The sequence below is a fragment of the Rhodovulum sp. ES.010 genome, from assembly GCF_900142935.1.
Lineage (GTDB): Bacteria > Pseudomonadota > Alphaproteobacteria > Rhodobacterales > Rhodobacteraceae > Rhodovulum.
On sequence record NZ_FSRS01000001.1, the window covers coordinates 475925 to 494571 of the forward strand.

The window sequence follows — 18647 nt, forward strand, 5'->3', positions numbered from 1 at the left end:
CGGGTCACGAGGGGCAAGGCGTGAAACAACCGGTAATCAGGGCGGATCACCTCGATCTGGTGTTCCAGACGAATGACGGTCCCGTGCATGCGTTGAGCGACGTGTCGCTCGACATCATGAAGGGGGAGTTCGTCAGTTTCATCGGGCCGTCGGGCTGCGGGAAGACGACGTTTCTGCGTTGCGTGGCGGCGTTGGAGCATCCCACCGGGGGCGGGCTCAGCGTCAACGGCATGACGCCGGACAACGCGCGGCAGGAGCGCAGCTACGGTTACGTGTTCCAGGCCGCGGGGCTGTATCCGTGGCGGACGATTGCGAAGAACATCAAGCTACCCCTTGAAATCATGGGATTTTCGAGGGCGGAACAGGACAAGCGGGTGGACCGGGTGCTGGAGCTTGTCGACCTCAAGGGCTTCGGCAAGAAATATCCCTGGCAGCTCTCGGGCGGCATGCAGCAGCGCGCCTCCATCGCCCGCGCGCTGGCCTTCGATGCCGATATTCTGCTTATGGATGAACCCTTTGGCGCGCTCGATGAAATCGTGCGCGACCACCTGAACGAGCAGCTTCTGGCGCTCTGGGCGCGGACGCAGAAGACCTGCCTGTTCGTCACCCACTCGATCCCCGAGGCGGTGTACCTGTCCACCAGGATCGTGGTGATGAGCCCGCGGCCGGGGCGGATCGCGGACGTGATCGACAGCCCGCTGCCGAAGGAGCGCCCGCTCGATATCCGCGACACGCCGGAGTTCCTGGAGGTCGCGCACCGGGTCCGCGAAGGGTTGCGCGCAGGACATGCCTATGACGACTGAGCCCATGACCCGCGATCGGAATTCCATCGGACTTCCATCGGACTTTCATCGGACTTTGCGTCTTGCGCGTGGCGCATGGGTCGGGAGGCCGCCCGCCGGTCTTCCGCGGCCCCGGCGGGGCGTGCGGCCGGCCGCCGGGGCGCTGGCGGGACGGTCGATCGCGTCGGCACGCGCGGGCGGCCGGGCGCTCGGTTCATGGCGGGGGCGCCGCGATGCGTAGCGTTCTGCCCATCCTCACGGTCGTCATGGCCATCGTCGCGCTGTGGTACGCCGCGGCGGTGCTGATGAACAGCCGCTGGACGCTGGACCAGGCGGAACGGGCGGGGCAGGAACTGACGGTCGGCCAGATCGTGGCCGACACCCTGGCCCAGGAGCGGCCCAAGCTGCCCGCCCCCCACCAGGTGGGCGCGGAGCTGTGGAAGACGACCGGCGCGATGGCGCTGGACGGCCGGCCGTTCTCCAAGCGCAGCCTGATCTTCCATGGCTGGATCACGTTGTCGGCCACGCTGCTGGGCTTTGCCATCGGCACCGGGCTGGGCATCCTGCTGGCCATCGGCATCGTCCACAACCGGGCGATGGACATGAGCGTGATGCCCTGGGCGATTGCCAGCCAGACCATCCCGATCCTCGCCATCGCGCCGATGATCATCGTGGTCCTGAACTCCGTCGGCGTGACCGGGCTGATCCCCAAGGCGATCATTTCGGCCTACCTGTCGTTCTTCCCGGTCGTGGTGGGCATGGTGGCGGGCTTGCGCAGCCCCGACCGGATGCAGCTCGACCTGCTGGCGACCTACTCGGCCAGCCCCGCGCAGGTGTTCTGGAAGCTGCGCTGGCCCGCGGCGATGCCCTACCTGTTCACCTCGCTCAAGGTCGGCATCGCCGCCAGCCTCGTCGGCGCCATCGTCGGCGAGTTGCCCACCGGCGCGGTGCGGGGCCTTGGCGCGCGGCTGCTGGCGGGCAGCTATTACGGCCAGACCGTGCAGATCTGGAGCGCGCTGTTCGCCGCGGCGATCCTGGCCGCGGCGCTGGTGGGCCTGATCGGGCTGATCCAGCGGATCACGCTGGCGCGGATGGGGCTGGCGCGATGAGCTGGCTCGTCTTCGCGGCACTGTTCTGGGCGGGGGCGCTTGCGCTGAACGTGGCGCTGTCGAACTCGCCCTGGCGCCGGAGTTGGCCGGTGCGGCTGGCCGTGCCCGCGATCTTCGGCATCACCGTGCTGGTGGTCTGGGAAGGGCTGGTGCGGGGGCTGGGCGTGCCCGGCGTGATCCTGCCGCCGCCAAGCGCGATCGGCGCACGCATCGCCACGAGCACCGACATCCTGTGGACCGATTTCGTGCAGACCTTCGTCAAGGGCGCGCTGTCGGGCTATGCGATGGGCTGCAGCGCGGCGATCCTGACGGCGATCCTGATCGACCGGTCGCCCTTCCTGCAGCGCGGCCTGCTGCCGGTGGGCAATTTCGTCGCCGCCCTGCCGATCATCGGCACCGCGCCGATCCTGGTGATGTGGTTCGGTTTCGACTGGCAGTCGAAGGCCGCGGTGGTCGTCGCGATGGTGTTCTTCCCCGTGCTGGTGAACACCGTCGAGGGGCTGGCCGCCGCAAGCGCGATGCAGAAGGACCAGATGAAGACCTGGTCGGCGAGCTACGGCCAGACGCTGATGAAGCTGCGCCTTCCGGCGGCGATGCCGTTCATCTTCAACGGCCTCAAGATCGCGACCACGCTGGCGCTGATCGGGGCCATCGTCGCCGAATTTTTCGGCAGTCCGATCAAGGGAATGGGATTCCGCATCTCGACCGAGGTGGGGCGCCTGGCGCTCGACATGGTCTGGGCGGAAATTGCCGTGGCGGCGCTGGCCGGCTCGGCATTCTACGGCCTCGTGGCGATGGCCGAGCGGGCGGTGACCTTCTGGCACCCCTCGCAGCGGGGCGGATAACAAGTGAAAACGGAGGTGAAGATGAAACTGAAACTGACCCTGGCCGCGAGCGCGCTGGCGCTGGCCGCGGGCGCGGCGCAGGCGGCCGACGAACTGACCCTGCAACTGAAATGGGTGACCCAGGCCCAGTTCGCGGGCTACTATGTGGCGCTCGACAAGGGCTTCTACGCCGACGAGGACCTGGACGTCACGATCCGGCCGGGCGGGCCGGACATCGCGCCGACCCAGGTGATCGCGGGCGGCGGCGCCGACGTGACGGTGGAATGGATGCCCGCCGCGCTGGCGGCCCGCGAAAAGGGCCTGCCGCTGGTCAACATCGCCCAGCCGTTCAAGGCGTCGGGGATGATGCTGACCTGCCTGAAGGAGACCGGCATCGAGAGCCCGGACGACTTCCCCGGCAAGACGCTGGGCGTCTGGTTCTTCGGCAACGAGTACCCGTTCCTGAGCTGGATGAGCCAGCTCGGCATCCCGACCGACGGGTCGGACGGGGGCGTGACCGTGCTGAAACAGGGCTTCAACGTCGACCCGCTGTTGCAGAAACAGGCCGACTGCATCTCGACCATGACCTATAACGAATACTGGCAGGTGATCGATGCCGGGATCGCGCCCGACGAGCTGGTGACCTTCAAGTACGAGGACCGGGGCGTGGCGACGCTGGAGGACGGGCTTTACGTGCTGGAAGAGAAGCTCGACGACCCGGAGGAGGTCGACAAGCTGGCGCGGTTCGTCCGGGCCTCGATGAAGGGCTGGAAATGGGCCGAGGAGAACCCCGACGCGGCGGCGATGATCGTGCTCGACAACGACGAGACCGGGGCGCAGACCGAAAAGCACCAGAAGCGGATGATGGGCGAGGTGGCCAAGCTGACCGCGGGATCGAACGGGGCGCTGGACCCGGCCGATTACGACCGCACGGTGGCCTCGCTCTTGTCCGGCGGGTCGGACCCGGTGATCACCCGCGAACCCGAGGGCGCCTGGACCCACGCGATCACCGACGCGGCGCTGGACTAGGGGCGCGGCGCCCGGCGCCGCAGGCCGAAGCAGGAATGGGGCATCCGGTCCGGGGCGCGGCTTGATCACGATCAATGCCGCCCCCAACTGAACCGGATAGTTCAGATGGCCGGGCGCCGATGCCCGGAGGGAGTAGGGAGACTGCGATGACACGGATGACGGGATGGGCCCGGCTGGCGGCCGGGATCGCGCTTGCGGGCTTGCTGGCGGGCTGCGTTTCCGAGCTGGTGGAGGAATGCGAGCCGGGCGTGGGCGAGATGAGCGAGATGGCGACGATCTGTGCGCCGCCGCCGTCCTGATCGCGCCGCCCCGTGCGGGGCGTTCGGCCAGGGCTGAAAACACGGCGGGCCGGGAGACGATCCCGGCCCGTCCGTTCCCGCGGCTTGGCGGGCGCCCGCGCTACTTGTTCATCCTGTTTTCGATGAGGTCGTCGACCACCGAGGGGTCGGCGAGGGTGGAGGTGTCGCCTAAGGTGCCGTAGTCGTTCTCGGCGATCTTGCGCAGGATGCGGCGCATGATCTTGCCCGAGCGGGTCTTGGGCAGGCCCGGCGCCCACTGGATCAGGTCGGGCTTGGCGATCGGGCCGATCTCGGTGCGGACCCACTTCTCCAGCTCCTTCTTCAGCGCGTCGGTGGGGTCGACCTCGTTCATCAGCGTGACATAGGCGTAGATGCCCTGGCCCTTGATCTCGTGCGGGTAGCCCACGACCGCCGCCTCGGCCACCGCGGCATGGGCCACCAGCGCGGATTCGACCTCCGCGGTGCCCATCCGGTGGCCGCTCACGTTGATCACGTCGTCGACGCGCCCCGTCACCCAGTAATACCCGTCGGCATCGCGCCGGCAGCCGTCGCCGGAGAAGTAGTAGCCCTTGTAATGGCTGAAATAGGTGTCCTGGAAGCGCTCGTGATCGCCCCAGACGGTGCGCATCTGGCCGGGCCACGAATCCTTCAGGCACAGCACGCCCTCGGCCACGGTGTCTTCGATCTCCTTGCCGGATTCGGGCTCCAGCACCACCGGCTGCACCCCGAAGAACGGCCGCGTGGCCGAGCCGGGCTTGGTCGGCGTGGCGCCGGGCAGGGGCGTCAGCAGGTGGCCGCCGGTCTCGGTCTGCCACCAGGTGTCGACGATCGGGCAGCGCCCCTGGCCGACATGGGTGTTGTACCACTCCCAGGCCTCGGGGTTGATCGGCTCGCCGACCGTGCCCAGCACCTTCAGCGACGACAGGTCGTATGTCTCGACCCACTCGGTGCCCTGGCCCATCAGCGCCCGGATCACCGTGGGCGCGGTGTAGAACTGGTTGACCTTCAGGTCCTGGCAGATCCGCCAGAAGCGGCCCGCGTCGGGGTAGGTGGGCACGCCCTCGAACATCACGGTGGTGGCCCCGTTCGCCAGCGGCCCGTAGACGATGTAGCTGTGCCCGGTGACCCAGCCCACATCGGCGGTGCACCAGAACACGTCGCCCTCGTGATAGTCGAAGACGTATTCATGGGTCATCGCGGCATAGACGAGATAGCCGCCCGAGCTGTGCACCACGCCCTTGGGCTTGCCGGTCGATCCGCTCGTGTAGAGGATGAACAGCGGATGCTCGGCGCCCAGTTCGCGGGCCGGGCAGTCGGGCGAGGCATGGTCCATCAGCGCCAGCACGTCGACGTCGCGCCCGTCGATCCAGGTGGTCTGGTCGCCGGTATGCTTGACCACCATGCAGCGCACCTTGTCCGAACAGTGCAGAAGGGCCGCGTCGGTATTGGCCTTGAGGTTGGTCTTGCGCCCGCCCCTGGGCGCGGTGTCGGCGGTGATGACGACCTTGGCGCCGCAATCGTTGATCCGGTTGGCCAGCCCGTCCGAGGAGAACCCCGCGAAGACGATGGAATGGATCGCGCCGATCCGCGCGCAGGCCAGCATCGCGTAGGCGGCCTCGGGGATCATCGGCAGGTACAGCACCACCCGGTCGCCGCGCATCACGCCCTGGCTGAGCAGGACGTTGGCCATCCGGTTCACCTTCTCGTGCAGCTCCCGGTAGGTGATGTGCAGGGTTTCCGCGTCGGGCTCGTCCGGCACCCAGATGATCGCGTCCTGGTCGCCGCGGGTCTTGAGGTGGCGGTCGATGCAGTTGGCGGCGACGTTCAGCGTGCCGTCGCGGAACCAGTGGATCTCGACCTCGCCCATCCTGAAGTTGGTGTTCTTGACCTCGGTATAGGGCTTGATCCAGTCCAGCCGACGCCCGTGCTCCCCCCAGAACGCCTCCGGATCCGCGACCGACGCGCGATACATCTCCTCATACCGCGACGCGTCGATATGGGCGGCCTTCGCGATTTCGTCGCTCGGGGGATAGATGTGCTCTTCGGTCATGTGTGCTCCTCCCGTGGAATGCGTCAACATGTAAAAAGGCCCCGCCGGTGGGGCGGGGCCGTCGGCGGTCAGATGGCGAGATATTCCGAGCGAAGCGCCTCGTTCTGCAAGACCTCGGCCGCGGACCCGTCATAGACGATCTGGCCGGTATCCAGGATCACCGCCCGGTCGGCGAGTTCGAGCGCGCGGATCGCGTTCTGTTCCACGATCACCGTGGTGATGCCCTGTTCCTTGATGTGGATCAGCGTCTTCTCGATCTCGTCCACGATCACCGGGGCGAGCCCCTCGTAGGGTTCGTCGAGCAGGAGCACCTTGATGTCGCGGGCCAGCGCCCGGGCGATGGACAGCATCTGCTGTTCGCCGCCCGACAGCGTCACGCCCTCCTGCTTGCGGCGTTCGCCGAGGCGGGGGAACAGGTCGTAGAGCCGGTCGAGCGTCCAGCCGACGGGCGGCGCGATCTGGGCGAGCTGCAGGTTTTCCTCGACCGTCAGGCCGGGGATGATGCGCCGGTCCTCGGGCACCAGCCCGATGCCGACGGAACTGGCCTCGTGCGAGGCCATCCGGTGCAGCGGCTGGTGGTCGAGCCAGATCTCGCCATAGGTGACCTGCGGGCTGTCGAGCCGGGCGATGGCCCTGAGCGTCGAGGTCTTGCCCGCGCCGTTGCGGCCGAGCAGCGCGAGGATCTCGCCCTCGTGGACGTTGAAGTTCACGCCCTGCACGATGTAGCTCTCGCCGTAATAGGCGTGCACGTCGTAGACCGACAGGAAGGCCGGCGCGGTGGCCGCCTGGTTGGCGTGCTTGTTGAAGTCGGGTTTGACGTTCATGGCGTCCCCTCCCTAGTTGGCCTGGCCGAGATAGGCTTCCTGCACCTTCGGGTGGCCCTTGATGTTCTCGGGCACATCTTCGACCAGAGGCGTCCCCTGGGCAAGCACCGTGATGCGGTCGGCGAGGCTGAACACGACATGCATGTCGTGTTCGATGATCGCCATGGTGATGTCGCGGCTTTCGTTGATCTGGCGCAGCAGGTCGATGGTGTTGTTGGTGTCGGCCCGCGCCATGCCGGCGGTGGGTTCGTCCAGCAGCAGCAGTTTCGGCTCCTGCACCAGGCACATCGCCATTTCCAGCCGCCGCTTGTCGCCGCGCGAGAGGCTGGCGGCGTGCATCTCCGCCTTCTCGGCCATGTTGACGTCGTCGAGCATGTGCATCGCCCGGTCGACGATGTCGCGTTCCTGGCCGACGGTCTCGAAGGCGTGCATGCGGAACGCCCCGTCGCGCTTGGCGAAACACGGGATCAGGACGTTCTCCAGCACCGTCAGGTCGCCGAAGATCTCGGGGGTCTGGAACACCCGCGAAATGCCCATCTGGTTGATCTCGTGCGGCTTGCGGCCGAGCACGCTTTGCCCGTCGAACATGACCGAGCCGGTGTCGGGGATCAGCTTGCCGACGAGGCAGTTGAGCAGCGTCGACTTGCCCGCCCCGTTCGGCCCGATGATCGCGTGCACTGAGTTCTCCTTGACCGAGAGGTTCACGTCCCCCAGCGCCTGCAACCCGCCGAAGCGCTTGTTGACGCCTTTGACTTCGAGAATTCCCATCTGTCAGACCTCCTTACTCGGCCACGTGGGGGGCGGGGTCGGGGCGATGCTCGGGGTCCTTGGACCGCGGGCCGTCCTTGGTGCGCTTCTTGCGGAACAGCCGCGCGAGGCGCTGGAAGCCCTCGACCAGGCCGCCGGGCAGGAAGATCACCACCAGCATGAACAGGATGCCCAGCGTGAGGTGCCAGCCCTTGCCGACGAAGGGGTAGATCAGCGCGACCACGAAATCCTCCAGCCCGTCGGGCAGGAAGGCGAACCAGGCGTGCAGGACGTTGTCATTGATCTTCGAGAAGATGTTCTCGAAATACTTGATGAAGCCCGCGCCGAGGACCGGCCCCATCAGGGTGCCCGCGCCGCCCAGGATGGTCATCAGCACGACCTCGCCCGAGGCGGTCCACTGCATGCGTTCGGCGCCGGCCAGCGGGTCCATGGAGGCCATCAGCCCGCCGGCGAGCCCGGCATACATGCCCGAGATCACGAAGGCCGCCAGCGTGTAGGGCCGCGCGTTCAGCCCGGTGTAGTTCATCCGCTGCTGGTTCGACTTGACCGCCCGCAGCATGATGCCGAAGGGCGAGCGGAAGATGCGCATCGACAGGTAGAAGGCCGCGATGGCGATCACCGCGCAGAAATAGTAGCCGGTGTTGAAGGTGAAGTCCCAGCCGCCGAGCGAGAGTTCGACGCTGTTGCGCATCTCCAGCCCGAAGAGGTGCGGCGCGGGGATGTTGCCGCCCTCGGTCTGGCTGATGCCGAACCAGCGCGGGTCGTTCAGCGACAGTTGCAGGCCGGTCTCGCCGCCGGTGATCGGGGTGAGCACCGAATAGGCCAGCGCGAAGGACATCTGCGCGAAGGCCAGCGTCAGGATCGAGAAGTAGATGCCCGACCGCCGGAGCGAGACGTAGCCGATCAGCAGCGCGAACAGCCCCGAGACCGCGACGGCCAGCACCAGCGCCGGGATCACGTTCATCGAGAGCAGCTTGAACATCCACACCGCCGAGTAGGAGCCGACCCCCAGGAAGGCCGCGTGGCCGAAGGAGAGATAGCCCGTCAGGCCGAACAGGATGTTGAAGCCGATGGCGAAGATGCCGAAGATCGCGAAGCGCTGCATCAGGTCGGGGTAGCCCGCGTTGAACTGCGCGAGGCTGGAGTCCGAGGGGAAGGGTTGCAGCAGGATCGGCGTCGCCAGCGTCAGGAAGACGACGATCAGCAGGAAACGGGTGTCTTTCGGGCTCAGTCCGAACATGGTCTCAGTCCTCCATCACGCCCTTGCGCCCCATCAGCCCGCGCGGACGGGTCAGCAGGATCGCGATGGCGACAAGGTAGATGATGATCTGGTTGATGCCGGGCAGCAGTTCGATCACGCCCTGCATGGAGGCGAAGCTTTGCAGGATGCCCAGCACGAAGCCCGCCAGCACCGCGCCCGCGAGCGAGCCCATGCCGCCGACGACCACGACGACGAAGGACAGCACGAGGAAGTCCATGCCCATGTGGTAGTTGGGCGCGAGGATCGGGGCGTACATCACCCCGGCCAGCCCCGCCACGATGGCGGCGATGCCGAACATGATCGTGAAGCGGCGGTCGATGTTGATGCCCAGCAGGCCCACCGTCTCGCGGTCGGCCATGCCCGCGCGCACCACCATGCCGAAGGTCGTGTAGCGCAGGAAGGCGAAGACCGCGCCGATCACCACCGCGGCGAACAGGAAATAGACCAGCCGCCAGTAGGGATACATGATCGTGTTCGGCTCGAAGCCCAGCAGCGTGCCGAAGTCGAACGAGCCGACGAAGGCGTCGGGCGCGGGCATCTGGATCGGGTTGGCGCCGTAGAAATACTTGACGATCTCCTGCAGCACGATCGCCAGGCCGAAGGTCACCAGGATCTGGTCGGCATGGGGGCGCTTGTAGAAATGCTTGATCAGGCCGCGTTCCATCGCCAGCCCGATCAGCGCCATCACCGGCACCGCGACCAGCAGCGACAGCGGCACCGACCAGTCGATGATCCATTCTCCGGCGGCCTCGCCGAACCAGGCCTCGACATAGGGCACCTGCACCTTCAGCGGGTTGCCGAGGAAGTCGGTCCGGGTCGGATCGATCTCCTCGAAGGACAGGCCGGCGATCTGGTGGAACGTCACGGCGACGAAGGCGCCCAGCATGAACAGCGCGCCGTGGGCGAAGTTCACCACGCCGAGCGTGCCGAAGATGAGCGTCAGTCCCAGCGCGATCAGCGCGTAGGCCGATCCCTTGTCGAGACCGTTCAGAATTTGCAGGATGATCCCGTCCATGCGTTACGTCCTTGCGGTGGTTCTGGGGGCGGGGCCGGCGCCGGCGTCGCGGCCGGGCCGGAGCGCGAGGCGGGCGGGCCGCCTCGCGCAAGCCGAGGGCGCGCTCAGGCGCCGTTGTTGCAGGTGCCGAGATCGCCGCCGGCGAATTGCGGGTGATCCGCCGGGTAGGTGACCTGGTCCATGGGCGTGATCTCGACGATTTCCAGCAGGTCGAACTCCGATTGCGGGTTCTCCTTGCCCTTCACCACGAGCACGTCCTTGAAGCACTGGTGGTCGTCGGCCCGGTAGAGCGTGGGGCCGTTGCCCAGCCCGTCGAACTCGAAGCCTTCCAGCGCCTCGACCACGGCGCAGGGCTCGAAGCTGCCGGCCCGTTCCACCGCGTCGGCATAGAGCAGCGTCTGCACGTAGCAGGTATGCGCGGCCTGGCTGGGCGGGAAGCCGTATTTCTCGCCGAAGGAGCGGGTGAAGGTCTGGCTGCCCTCGTCGGTCAGCGACCAGTGCCAGTTGGTCGAGCCGAAGATGCCCTTGATGTTCTCGCCCGCGCCGCGCGCCATCAGGCGCGAGAACAGCGGCACGACGATCTGGAAGTCCTTGCCGTTGGCCTGCGCCTCGCGCAGCCCGAACTGCACCGCGTTGGTCAGCGAGTTGACCATGTCGCCGCCGTAATGCACCAGCACCAGCGTGTCGGCGCCCGAGCCGAGGACCGGCGTGATGTAGGACGAGAAGTCGCCCGCGCCGAGCGGCGTCTTGACCTTGGCGACGGTTTCCCAGCCGACCGCCTCGGTCGCGGTGCTGATCGCTTCCTCGGTGGTGTAGCCCCAGTTGTAGTCGGCCGTCAGGTAATAGGCCTTGCGGTCGTTGCCGTAGGCGTTGGCCAGCACCGGGGCGAGCGCGGCGCCCGACATGTAGCTGTTGAAGAAGTGGCGGAAGCCGTTGGCGCGCTTGTCCTTGCCGGTGGTGTCGTTGGCGTGCGTCAGGCCGGCCATGAAGATCACGCCCGCCTCCTGGCAGAGCGCCTGCACCGCCACCGCGACGCCCGAGGACGAGCCGCCGGTGATCATGACCGCGCCGTCCTTCTCGATCATCGAGCGGGCCGAGGCGCGGGCGGCGTCCGACTTGGTCTGGGTGTCGCCGGTGACGTATTCGACCTTCTTGCCGAGGATGCCGTTGCCCTGCAGCGCCTTGGAGCTGAAGGTGTTGAGCATGCCGCCGTCGCCTTCGCCGTTCAGGTGCTCGACGGCGAGTTCGTAGGCGCGCAGCTCGTCGGCGCCCTCGTCGGCATAGGCGCCGGTCTGGGGCACGTTGAAGCCGAGCGTGACGGTGCTGCCGGTGGGTTCGTTGGTGAAGGCCGAGGCCCGCGAGGTGAACATCGTCGGCAGGGCGAGCCCCGCCCCGGTGACGGCACCGGTCTTGAGCACGCCGCGGCGTGTCAGCTTCGAAATCGTCATGGACTTCCTCCCGTGAAGTTGGCTGCGACCCGGGCCGGGGCGCGGGCCGCGTGCTTTACAAAGCCTGTGCATTATCGCAGTGGCAGCGAAAACCTGACAACAAGCGCTTTTCTTCAAACACTTTTTTTGTAAAGGTATGAACAGGTCGCATGGCGGCTATGTAAAAAAATTATCCCGCAGGTGCAGAAAGTCCTGCCAGCACAAGGGTTTTTCGATGCCGCGCAGCGCGCTGACGGGCACCCGAATCCGCGAACGCCGCACCGTTCTCGGCCTGCGCCAGGCCGAGCTTGCGCGCCTTTCGGGAATCTCGCCGTCCTACCTCAACCTGATCGAGCACAATCGCCGGAGAATCGGCGGCAAGCTCCTGGTCGAGATCGCGCGCCACCTGGGCGTCGAGGCCTCGGCGCTGACCGAGGGCGCGGGCGCGGCGCTGATCCAGACGCTGCGCGAGGCCGCCGCCGGGCAGGAGGGCGCGGAGGCCGAGCGCGACCGGATCGAGGAATTCGCCGGCCGCTTCCCGGGCTGGGCGGAGCTTCTGGCGGACCGGCACCGCCGGGTGCGTGAACTGGAGCGCACCGTCGAGATGCTGACCGACCGGATGACCCACGACCCGTTCCTGTCGGCCTCGCTGCACGAGGTGATCTCGACGGTGACCGCGATCCGCTCGACCGCGGCGATCCTGGCCGAGACCGAGGATATCGACCCCGACTGGCAGCGCCGGTTTCACCGCAATCTCAGCGACGACAGCCGCCGGCTGGCCGAGGGCGCGCAGGCGCTGGTCGCCTATCTGGACGCGGGCGCCGAGGACAAGGGCGCGCAATCCTCGCCGCAGGAGGAGGTCGAGGCGTTCCTGCGCGCCCGCGACTACCACCTGCCGGAGCTGGAGCGCAGCCTGCCGCGCAACCCCGAGCGCATCGTGGCCGAGGCCGGGGAGCTGACCTCGGCGCCGGCGCGCGAACTGGCGCTGGCGCATCTGCGCCGCTACCGTCGCGATGCCGAGTTCATGCCGCTCGACCCCTTCGCCGAGGCCGCCGCCCGCGCCCGGCTCGACCCCGGCCGGCTGGCCCGCGAGTTCGGCGTCGACCCGGCCGCGGCGTTCCGCCGGCTCGCCGCGCTGCCGCCGGGCAAGGCGGGCGGGCCGGTGGGGCTGGTGACCTGCGACGGCTCGGGCACGCTGACCTTCCGCAAGCCGGTCGAGGGGTTCACGCTGCCCCGGTTCGGCGCGGCCTGTCCGCTGTGGCCGCTCTACCAGGCGCTGGCCCGGCCGATGGCGCCGTTGCGCGCGGTGGTGGAACTGGCCGCGCCGGTGCCGCCGCGGTTTTTGACCTACGCGCTGTGCCAGCCCGCGCTTGCGGGGGGCTTCGACGGGCCGCAGGTGCTGGAGGCGGCGATGCTGATCCTGCCCGAGGAGACCGCGCCGATTCCCGAGGCCGCGCCGCAGCCCATCGGCACCTCCTGCCGGATCTGCCCGCGGCGCGACTGCGTGGCGCGGCGCGAGCCCTCGATCCTGGCCGAGGGGCTGTGAGGGGGGTTTTGACACCGGCGCGCTTTGGCCCGATAGTCGGGCCAAAGCCGGGCGAAAACGCCCGCAGGGGGAGGAAACACGGGTCCATGGACAAGCGCGTCCTGCTGATCGAGGACGAACCGAACATCATCGAGGCGATCCGCTTCATCCTTTCGCGGGACGGATGGCGGGTCGATACCCATGCCGATGGCACGACGGCGGTGCGCAAGGTGACCGAGCTGCGCCCCGATATCGTGATCCTCGACGTGATGCTGCCCGGCCGGTCCGGGTTCGACATCCTGCGCGACATCCGCGCCGAGGCGGCGCTGAACGGGCTGCCGGTGCTGATGCTGACCGCCAAGGGCCAGGTCAAGGACCGCGAGATGGCTGAGCGGATGGGCGCCAGCCGGTTCATGGCCAAGCCGTTTTCCAACACCGAGGTGCTGGCCTCCGTGCGCGAACTGACCGGGGCCTGAGGGCATGGGCCGGGCGCCGCTCTTCCTCGCGCGCGAGGGCTACCGGCGCCGGCGTCTGGCCGACATGGCGCGGTTCCTGCCGGTGCTGGGCGCGGCGCTGTTCCTGGTGCCCGCGCTCGACGCGCGGGACGGGCTGTCGGCGGCGATGCTGATCTACCTTTTCGGGGCCTGGGGCGGGCTGATCCTGGCCTCGGGCCTGCTTGCCCGGCGGCTGTGCCGTTCGGCCGGGACGGGCCAGGCGGCGGAGGCGCGGGAGGAGGGCCCATGATCCCCTTCGACGTGCTGGTCGCGATCTGCCTGCTTTACGTGGTGTTCCTGTTCGGCGTGGCTTTCCTGGCCGAGCGGCGGGCGGACCGGGGGCAGGGCGGCTGGCTGCGCTCTCCGGCGATCTACACGCTGTCGCTCTCGGTCTACTGCACGGCATGGACGTTCTACGGCGCGGTGGGCTATGCGGCGCGGTCGGGGCTGGAATTCGTCACGATCTACCTGGGGCCGACGCTGGTGCTGATCGGATGGTGGTGGACCCTGCGCAAGCTGGTCCGCATCGGCCGCACCCAGCGCATCACCTCGATCGCCGACCTGATCTCGTCGCGCTACGGCAAGTCGAACACGCTGGGGGTGATCGTGACGCTGATCGCGGTGGTCGGCACGACGCCCTACATCGCGCTGCAGCTGCAATCGGTCACGCTGTCCTTCGCGGTCTTCGCGCCGTCGGTCGAGGGGCCGTGGGCGCCGGGCGACCTGAACGCCACGGCGCTGGTGGTTGCCGCGGGGCTGGCGCTGTTCACCGTGCTGTTCGGCACCCGCAACCTGGATGCCAACGAACGCCACCATGGCGTTGTCACCGCCATCGCGGTGGAGGCGGTGGTCAAGCTGGTGGCGCTGATGGCGGTCGGCGTCTTCGTGGTCTGGGGCGTGGCGGGGGGCGTCGGCGACATGCTGGCGCGGATCGACGCCTCGCCGCTGGCCGGCATGCCCATCGCGCCGGGGCGCTGGATGGGGCTGACCTTCCTCGCCGGCGTCGCGATCCTGACGCTGCCGCGGATGTTCCAGGTGCTGGTGGTCGAGAACGAGGACGAGCGGCACCTGGCCACCGCGTCCTGGGCGTTTCCGACCTACCTGTTCCTGATGAGCCTGTTCGTGGTGCCGATCGCTGTGGTCGGGCTGGCCGAGATGCCCGCGGGCGCCAACCCCGACCTCTTCGTGCTGACCCTGCCGCTGGCCCAGGGCCAGGACGGGCTGGCGACGCTGGCGTTCCTCGGCGGGTTCTCGGCGGCGACCTCGATGGTGATCGTGGCGGCGATCGCGCTGTCGACGATGGTGTCGAACCACATCGTCATGCCGCTCTTTCTCAACCTCAAGGCCCCGGGGGCCACGGTGTCGGGGGACGTGCGCACGCTGGTGCTGCGGGCGCGGCGGCTGTCCATCGCGGGCGTGCTGCTGCTGGGTTACCTCTATTACCGGCTCACCGGCGGGTCCGAGGCGCTGGCGGCCATCGGCTTGATCGCCTTCGTCGGCGTGGCGCAGGTGCTGCCCGCGCTGCTTGGCGGGCTGTTCTGGCGCGGGGCCACGCGGGCCGGCGCCATCGCGGGGCTGAGCGTGGGCTTCGCGGTCTGGGCCTATACCCTGTTCCTGCCCAGCTTCGGCGACGACGCGCTGATGAGCGCGCGGCTGATGGCCGAGGGGCCGTGGGGCCTCGGCTGGCTGCGGCCGCAGGCGCTGTTTGGGCTGGGCGGGCTCGACCCGTTGCTGCATGCCATGGTGTTCTCGATGGGCGCCAACGCGCTGGCCTTCGCCACGGTGTCGCTGCTGACCTTTCCCGGCCCGATGGAACGGCTGCAGGCCGCGCAGTTCGTCAACGTGTTCGACTATTCGACCGCGGCGCAGGGCTGGAGCCAGGGCCGGGCCGAGGCCGAGGACCTTCTGCTGATGGCGCAGCGCATCCTCGGCCCGGACGAGGCGCAGGGCCTGTTCCAGGGCGCGGCGGCCGACCAGGGCAAGGGCGGCTACCTGCCCGACATCACCCCGGAATTCCTGCAACGGCTGGAGCGCGAGCTGGCCGGGTCGGTGGGCGCGGCCACGGCGCATGCGATGGTCGGCCAGATCGTCGGCCGCTCGTCGGTGTCGGTCGAGGACCTGATGAAGGTGGCCGACGAGACCGCGCAGATGATGGAGTATTCCAGCCAGTTGGAGGCCAAGTCCGAGGAACTGGCCCACACCGCGCGGCAGTTGCGCGAGGCGAACGAGAAGCTGACCGAGCTGAGCGTGCAGAAGGACGCCTTCCTCAGCCAGATCAGCCACGAGCTGCGCACGCCGATGACCTCGATCCGGGCGTTCTCGGAGATCCTGATGGCGGGTGACGGGATGTCGGCCGAGGACATGCGCAACTACTCGCGCATCATCCACGAGGAAAGCCTGCGGCTGACCCGGCTTCTGGACGACCTGCTTGACCTGTCGGTGCTGGAGAACGGGCAGGTGTCGCTGAACGCGCAGCCCGTGGCGCTGGGCGAGCTGATCGACCGCGCGGTGGCGGCGACGGGCTGCCTGCAGGGCGGGCTGACGATCCGGCGCGACGCGGCGGCCGAGCAGGTGGTGCTGTTCACCGATGGCGACCGGCTGAGCCAGGTCTTCATCAACCTGATCTCGAACGCGCGCAAGTATTGCGACGCCGCGGCGCCGGAACTGGCCATCCAGGTGCGCGCGGGGCCCGGCACCGTCGCCGTCGATTTCGTCGACAACGGCTCGGGCATTCCCGAGAAGAGCCAGGCGATCATCTTCGAGAAATTCGCGCGGCTGACCGACCCGCGCAAGGCCGGCGGCGCGGGGCTGGGGCTGGCGATCTGCCGCGAGATCATGGCGCGGCTGGGCGGGTCCATCGCCTACCTGCCGGGGCAGGGCGGCGCGGCGTTCCGGGTGACCCTGCCTCTGGACCGCGCCGCGGCCGCCTGAGCCGGCGGAAACGGTTTATCAACCTCGTTGCGGCAAGACGGCGGGGAGGCTGATCGGACGGACGCCAGATGACCGACGACGCGCATCGCGCGATACTCAGGCAGATCGTGGGGGATTCCCGCGTCGAGGTGCCGCGCGCCCTGTCCGGCGAGGGCGGGGCCGACGGGCGTATCGCCCTGCGACTGGAAACCGCGCGCGCGGTGCGCGAGGATTTCGGCCTGACCGCGGTGGTCGAGGCCTGCACGCCCTTCCGCCCGCGGCTCGAGGAACTGCAGGGCGAGGTGCTGCCCGAGCGGCTGGCGATCACGCTGGCCGGCGGCGAGGAGCGGACCGGGCTTCTGGTGCTCTCGCCCGAGCTGGCGCTGGCGCTGCTGGAGTGGCGGCTTCTGGGCATGCTGGCCGAGGAGGCCCCGGCCGCGCGGCCCTTCACCGGCACCGATGCCGCGATCCTGGCCGATCTCGTCGATCCCTGGCTGACGCGCTTCGCCGCGGCCATGGCCGAGCGCGCGGGCAGCGACTGGGCGCAGGGCTACCGGCAGGGCGCCCGCGTCGAGGATGCGCGCCACGTGCCGCTGATCCTCGCCGAGGGGGGGTATCACGGCTTCCGCATGACCCTGTCGCTGGGCGCCGGGACCCGCGGCGGCGAGATGCTGCTGGCGCTGCCCGAGTCGCATGCACCCGCGCCTGCCAAGCCCGCCGAGGGTGCGGGTATGCCCTGGCCGCAGGCGATGCGCGCGGGCGTGCTGGGGGCGGAACTGGCGCTGACGGCGGTGCTGTGGCGCACGCGCCTGCCCGCCGCGGCGCTGGGCCAGCTGCGCCCCGGCGACATGGTGCCGATCCCGGCCGCCGCGCTGACGGCCGTCCGGCTGGAGGCGCCGGGCCGGGTTGCCGTGGCCGAAGGCCGGCTCGGGCAGGCCAACGGCGAACGCGCGGTGCGGATCGAGACGATCGAGGGAGACCCGCCCGGCCTTGCCGCTCCGTCCGCCGCGCCGGGCCTGACCGCGCCGGAGCCCGACCTGCCCATGGCCGCCGCGCCGGCCGATCCGGGCGCGGACATGCCGTTCCCCGCAAGCGCCGCGCCCGGCGCGCCGGAGGAAGAGGACGGCGGCTTCCCCGTGGCCGAGGCCGGGGGCTTCCCCGCCATGGCCGACCTGCCCGAGGACCTCGCCGCCGATTTCCCGGCGATGGCCCCGCCGAACGACTAGCGCGCGCGGGCCATCGCCTCGATCTGCGTCTTCAGCCCCGGCATCGCGAAGCCCGCCCGCGCCAGCGCCTGCATGATCTCGTCGGTGTCCCGCGCCCCGGCCGAGGCCAGCGCCCAGACCACCGACGACCGGAACCCGGCGCGGCAATAGCCGAAATGCGGCCCCGGCAGTTCGGCCAGCGCGCGGCGCTGCGCCTCGATCGTTTCCGGCGCGAGTCCGGCATGGGTGACCTCGACCACCGCAAAGTCCAGGCCCGCCGCCCGGGCCGCCGCTTCCATGTCTGCGGCGCGCTCGCCGGGCGGCACCTCCGCGTCGGGGCGGTTGCAGATCACCGTGCGGACCCCGGCCGCGGCCAGGGCCGCCATCGCCTCGGGGCCGGGCTGCGGCGCGGCCGCGAAATCGGCGGTCAGCCAGACCATCGGCGGAAGATCGCTCATCGCGGCCCCGCCCCGGCCCGCTGCGGCCGCCGGCTCCGTTTCCGTTCGGAAATGTCGCGCATTCTCAAGCCTCTCTTTGGAATCGTTCCAGACCTTCCCGGCTTTCGCGCCCGGAATCAATGGCCCCCCGCAACCTTCCCGTCGGTCATTTGACGTGGGTCAATGTGCGCCGCCGCCGGGGCATGCAAATCTCGACGGGCAGCGAACGGGAGACACAGATGGCAACGCTTCGCGATAGAAAGCGTCAGCTTCTGAAACGATTGGCCGAACTCGACCACCGGCTCCACGACATCGACGCCGAACTCGATGCCCACCAGTCCAAGGATTGGGGCGAGCTCGCCGTCGAGCGGGAGGAAGACGAGGTGCTCGAAGGCATGGGCGCGTCGGGTTTGGCCGAGGTGAAGCAGATTCGTGCAGCTCTCGCGCGAACCGAGGACGGCAGTTACGGTTTCTGCGTGCGCTGTGGCGAAGAGATCGCCGACGAGCGGCTGGATGTGCTTCCGGCCACGCCATTTTGTCGCATCTGCGCCCGGTGAGGGCAGGTGTAAAGGGAACGACCAGGATGAGCCAAGCGAGCCAGATCAGCCGTATGCCAACCTTTGCCAACAGCCGCCACCACCACGACGAGTCGCGCGCCCTGCTGCGTGCGCGGATCGAGTCCTTGCTG

Annotated in this window: 18 protein-coding genes; 11 read left to right on the forward strand and 7 right to left on the reverse strand. The window is 68.8% G+C overall.

Annotated features, from left to right (window positions below):
- Positions 1-20 precede the first annotated feature (20 nt).
- From BUR28_RS02410 to BUR28_RS19800, 5 genes are all read left to right on the forward strand, one after another.
- Positions 21-803 (forward strand): ABC transporter ATP-binding protein, encoded by a 783-nt coding sequence (locus BUR28_RS02410; RefSeq protein ID WP_175566875.1) that lies wholly within the window; start codon positions 21-23, stop codon positions 801-803.
- A 212-nt stretch (positions 804-1015) separates the two neighbouring features.
- Positions 1016-1891, forward strand: a complete 876-nt coding sequence (locus BUR28_RS02415; protein WP_074218668.1) for an ABC transporter permease — start codon at positions 1016-1018, stop codon at positions 1889-1891.
- Positions 1888-2736: an ABC transporter permease gene (locus BUR28_RS02420; RefSeq protein WP_074218669.1), complete on the forward strand. Its 849-nt coding sequence runs from the start codon at positions 1888-1890 to the stop codon at positions 2734-2736. The genes BUR28_RS02415 and BUR28_RS02420 overlap by 4 nt, the downstream gene beginning before the upstream one ends.
- Positions 2737-2757: 21 nt before the next feature.
- The gene (locus BUR28_RS02425; RefSeq protein ID WP_074221480.1) at positions 2758-3744 is read left to right on the forward strand and encodes an ABC transporter substrate-binding protein; all 987 of its coding nucleotides are present in this window, start codon (positions 2758-2760) and stop codon (positions 3742-3744) included.
- Positions 3745-3890: 146 nt separating this feature from the next.
- A complete protein-coding gene (locus BUR28_RS19800; RefSeq protein WP_175566876.1) occupies positions 3891-4043 on the forward strand; it encodes a hypothetical protein in 153 nt (50 codons plus the stop codon).
- 100 nt (positions 4044-4143) lie between these two features.
- On the opposite strand, the gene acs is transcribed toward BUR28_RS19800, so the two are convergent.
- The 6 genes from acs to BUR28_RS02455 form a co-directional block, all read right to left on the reverse strand.
- Positions 4144-6093 (reverse strand): acetate--CoA ligase, encoded by a 1950-nt coding sequence (gene acs / locus BUR28_RS02430; RefSeq protein ID WP_074218670.1) that lies wholly within the window; start codon positions 6091-6093, stop codon positions 4144-4146.
- Between the two features lie 68 nt (positions 6094-6161).
- Entirely contained in the window at positions 6162-6917 is a 756-nt protein-coding gene (locus BUR28_RS02435) for an ABC transporter ATP-binding protein (protein WP_074218671.1), read from the reverse strand.
- Between the two features lie 12 nt (positions 6918-6929).
- A complete protein-coding gene (locus tag BUR28_RS02440) occupies positions 6930-7685 on the reverse strand; it encodes an ABC transporter ATP-binding protein (RefSeq protein ID WP_074218672.1) in 756 nt (251 codons plus the stop codon).
- A gap of 13 nt (positions 7686-7698) precedes the next feature.
- Entirely contained in the window at positions 7699-8925 is a 1227-nt protein-coding gene (locus tag BUR28_RS02445; RefSeq protein WP_074218673.1) for a branched-chain amino acid ABC transporter permease, read from the reverse strand.
- 4 nt (positions 8926-8929) lie between these two features.
- Positions 8930-9961 carry a branched-chain amino acid ABC transporter permease gene (locus BUR28_RS02450; protein ID WP_074218674.1) on the reverse strand — a complete coding sequence of 344 codons (1032 nt, stop codon included), beginning with the start codon at positions 9959-9961 and terminating at the stop codon, positions 8930-8932.
- A gap of 104 nt (positions 9962-10065) precedes the next feature.
- Positions 10066-11409 carry a substrate-binding protein gene (locus tag BUR28_RS02455; RefSeq protein ID WP_074218675.1) on the reverse strand — a complete coding sequence of 448 codons (1344 nt, stop codon included), beginning with the start codon at positions 11407-11409 and terminating at the stop codon, positions 10066-10068.
- 214 nt (positions 11410-11623) lie between these two features.
- Between BUR28_RS02455 and BUR28_RS02460 the strand changes: the two genes are divergently transcribed.
- The 5 genes from BUR28_RS02460 to BUR28_RS02480 all read left to right on the forward strand — a co-directional run bounded on the left by BUR28_RS02460 (position 11624) and on the right by BUR28_RS02480 (position 17543).
- Positions 11624-12934, forward strand: a complete 1311-nt coding sequence (locus tag BUR28_RS02460; RefSeq protein ID WP_074218676.1) for a helix-turn-helix transcriptional regulator — start codon at positions 11624-11626, stop codon at positions 12932-12934.
- Positions 12935-13020: 86 nt separating this feature from the next.
- On the forward strand, positions 13021-13389 hold the full coding sequence (locus tag BUR28_RS02465) for a response regulator transcription factor (RefSeq protein WP_074218677.1): 369 nt from the start codon (positions 13021-13023) through the stop codon (positions 13387-13389).
- 4 nt (positions 13390-13393) lie between these two features.
- Complete coding sequence (locus tag BUR28_RS02470) at positions 13394-13657, forward strand: hypothetical protein (RefSeq protein WP_074218678.1); 264 nt, start codon at positions 13394-13396, stop codon at positions 13655-13657.
- Complete coding sequence (locus BUR28_RS02475; protein ID WP_139307467.1) at positions 13654-16338, forward strand: ATP-binding protein; 2685 nt, start codon at positions 13654-13656, stop codon at positions 16336-16338. Before BUR28_RS02470 ends, BUR28_RS02475 begins: the two co-directional genes overlap by 4 nt.
- Before the next feature lie 68 nt (positions 16339-16406).
- Entirely contained in the window at positions 16407-17543 is a 1137-nt protein-coding gene (locus BUR28_RS02480; protein WP_074218679.1) for a FliM/FliN family flagellar motor switch protein, read from the forward strand.
- Here the strand turns inward: BUR28_RS02480 and BUR28_RS02485 are convergent.
- Positions 17540-17980 carry a protein tyrosine phosphatase family protein gene (locus BUR28_RS02485; protein WP_254813674.1) on the reverse strand — a complete coding sequence of 147 codons (441 nt, stop codon included), beginning with the start codon at positions 17978-17980 and terminating at the stop codon, positions 17540-17542. The two genes, BUR28_RS02480 and BUR28_RS02485, sit on opposite strands and share 4 nt — an antisense overlap.
- A gap of 218 nt (positions 17981-18198) precedes the next feature.
- Between BUR28_RS02485 and BUR28_RS02490 the strand changes: the two genes are divergently transcribed.
- Complete coding sequence (locus BUR28_RS02490; RefSeq protein WP_074221483.1) at positions 18199-18516, forward strand: TraR/DksA family transcriptional regulator; 318 nt, start codon at positions 18199-18201, stop codon at positions 18514-18516.
- Positions 18517-18647: the final 131 nt, after the last annotated feature.